The sequence below is a fragment of the Actinomycetota bacterium genome, from assembly GCA_036280995.1.
Lineage (GTDB): Bacteria > Actinomycetota > CALGFH01 > CALGFH01 > CALGFH01 > CALGFH01.
The window spans coordinates 1-2733 of record DASUPQ010000127.1 but is presented as its reverse complement, the minus strand read 5'-3'; the positions used below and the strand labels follow the sequence as shown (position 1 = coordinate 2733).

Below are 2733 nucleotides of genomic sequence, written 5' to 3'. Positions count from 1 at the left end.
TGTAACCAGGCGGACGGCGGACCCGACGTAACCTGCGGCGATGGTCCAGGGCAGCACTGGGCAGACGGGGCCAGCCTTACTTCTAATCCGTAGGTTGCAGGTTCGAGTCCTGCCGGGGGCGCCTCCTCCCACCAGCACCCTTGAGGCTAACCGGTCGAGGCGCTAGAAGCTCTTGTCAACCGACGTCAACGCCCTAGGCTCGCGGGTATGGCAGAGGGCTTCATCCGCCAGCGCGGCAACGCCTGGCAGGTCATCGTCCACGCAGGCCGGGACCCGCTCACCGGCAAGCGCCGCAACCTCACCGGCACGGCCCGGACCAAGCGCGAAGCCCAGGCCCTCAGGGTCCGACTGCTCACCCAGGTCGACGAGGGCAGACGACCAGCCACCGACGCGACCCTCGCTCAGTTGCTCAAGCGCTGGCTGGAGATGGCCGACCTCGCCTGGAGCACCCGGGTTACCTACAAGGGCTACATCGAGCGGACCATCCTGCCGACGCTCGGCCATCTGCCACTGCGGCGTCTCGACACCGCCACACTCGACCGCTTCTACTCGGAGTTGCGCGGCCGCGGCGGCGTCGGAGGCAGACCGATGGCGCCGGCCACTGTGCGCCAGGTTCACGCGATCCTGCGCCGGGGGCTGGATCAGGCGGCCCGCTGGGGCTGGATTCCGGCCAACCCGGCAGCCCTGGCCAGCCCACCCCGACTTGGGTCGGCCGAGATCCGCCCGCCCACCCCAGAGGAGGTCTCCCGGCTCCTTGAGACCGCCTACGAGGCTGATCCGGATTTCGCGGTCCTGCTGTGGCTGGCCGCGACGACGGGTGCTCGGCGGGGAGAGCTGTGCGCGCTGCGGTGGGCGCATGTTGACCTGGAGGCGGCCGAGCTCCTGATCCTACGCAACCTCTTTCAGGCCGCGGGCCGGGTGGTGGTGGAAAAGGACACCAAGACCCATGCCGCCCGCCGGCTGGCGCTCTCCGCGGACAGTGTTGCGCTGCTTGATGAGCACCACCGTCGCTGCACCGAGCGGGCGGAGGCCTGTGGTGTGCGGCTGTCCGAGGACGCCTATGTGTTCTCCTTGACCCGGCCGGCCGACAACCTATGCATCCAGACTCGGTGACGCACCGGTTCTCGCGGCTTGCCAGACGGCTCGGCCTCCGGACACGGCTGCATGATCTGCGCCACCACGCGGCCACTCAGCTCATCGCGGGTGGGGTAGACCTGCGAACGGTGTCAGGCCGGATCGGCCACGCCGGCGGGGAGCAACCACACTTCGGGTCTACACGCACTTCCTGGCGGCGGCCGACCGACAAGCAGCTGAGGTTCTTGAGAAGACGCTCAGGCGCCCTCGCCGCAGTAGCTCCGAGAGTTAGACACGGCCGTCACTACTTGGGCTGCCGATCGCTGCCGTGTGAAGGTGAATAGGTGGCTCGTGACCAGGGAAGCGATACGAACCTGGCCGTTGAGCTGCTGGACAAGACGTCCTGGTATGCGGAGTGGCTCGTCACGCTCTCAGAGCTGCCGGAGCTGCTCGGCGGCAAAGTGGTCCGCAGCGAGCTGACCTACCTGCTGATGCGCCTAGATAAGTAGACCGAGCGCCGTGTCACCGAGCGCTGGGAGGACTACTACGCTCGCGAGCTGGTGGGCCACTTCACTCCGAGCTGACGCCTGACCTCTTGCATGCCATATACGGGCCAGCGGCCTCATCACGGCCGATTACGGCTGACGAGCTGCGGGTTTGATTGTCCGCTGGTTACCTGGTTGACCGTGAGTAACCGCAGTTCTGCGGCCCCACGACGGCCCAGCGCCGTCGCCTGGCCGTGGCGATTCGAAATTGGCGGCGGCAGATGGTATGCCCTGCTCTGCGCCGAGGCGCGGCTGAACGCTTGCGGAGGCACGGCTTGGGCTCGCCACCCTCCAGGCTCTGAGCGGCCCCGGCGGCGGCCTTGATCGCCACGCCCAGGCTGGGGCCGCGAGAGACGCGACGCCCTGGTCCGCTGGGCGGTCCTGCTTGAGTCTCTCCACCAAGACCAGGGCGGTTCAGTCCCCCCGCGGCCGGGGTGTTTGTTTCTTTGCTCGTAACGTCGGCAGCACCGTTGGCGTTCTGTTGGTGGGGTCGGTGGTGACCGCCGTTGTGCCTACGCGGAGGTGGAGCATGCGTCGATCGCTTGTCATTTCACTGGTCGCAGCGGTAGTCGCCGCTCTCTGCATGGGGCTCACGACCGCGTCTGCCGCACCGAGCCAAGGTAGAGACTCGGATCGGCTGGATGCCTACACCGCAGTGGTCCAGGCCGACGAGATAGCCACGATCGCCGAGCAGGGCATCGAAGTGAGCGGCCAGCGACGGGTCGCGAATGGCATCGAGCTCGACCTGGTCCTCGACCAGGCCCAGGCCGACCGGCTTCGGGGCCGGGGAGTCGACTTGAAGCTGACCCGGGTCAAAGGGGGCTTGACCGTCCAGGAGTTCGCGGCGCAACAGGCCGCCAACGGCTTCACCGTCTGGCGCTCGTTCGACGAGTCCGGCGGTATCCGCGACCAACTCTACGCCGCGGCGCGCAACAACCCCCAGCTGGTGAAGCTTGAGGTTCTCGGCCACACCGGCCAGGGTCGCGAGATCATCGCGGTCAAGCTGACCCAGGGCGCTCAAGAGCAACCGGACGGCAGGCGTCCGGCCGTCCTCTACAGCTCCACCCAGCACGCGCGTGAATGGATCTCCACCGAGGTCAACCGGCGGCTGATG

At 67.6% G+C, this 2733-nt stretch carries 3 protein-coding genes; all 3 read left to right on the top strand.

All coding sequences use genetic code 11. The features are described from left to right. The first annotated feature begins 207 nt into the window (after window positions 1–207). On the top strand, window positions 208–1113 hold the full coding sequence (locus VF468_03980) for a tyrosine-type recombinase/integrase (protein ID HEX5877472.1): 906 nt from the start codon (window positions 208–210) through the stop codon (window positions 1111–1113). Window positions 1114–1418: 305 nt separating this feature from the next. Continuing rightward, window positions 1419–1583, top strand: a complete 165-nt coding sequence (locus VF468_03975) for a hypothetical protein (GenBank protein ID HEX5877471.1) — start codon at window positions 1419–1421, stop codon at window positions 1581–1583. Window positions 1584–2274: 691 nt separating this feature from the next. Further along, a partial coding sequence (locus VF468_03970; GenBank protein ID HEX5877470.1) for a M14 family zinc carboxypeptidase occupies window positions 2275–2733 on the top strand: 459 nt, incomplete at its 3' end.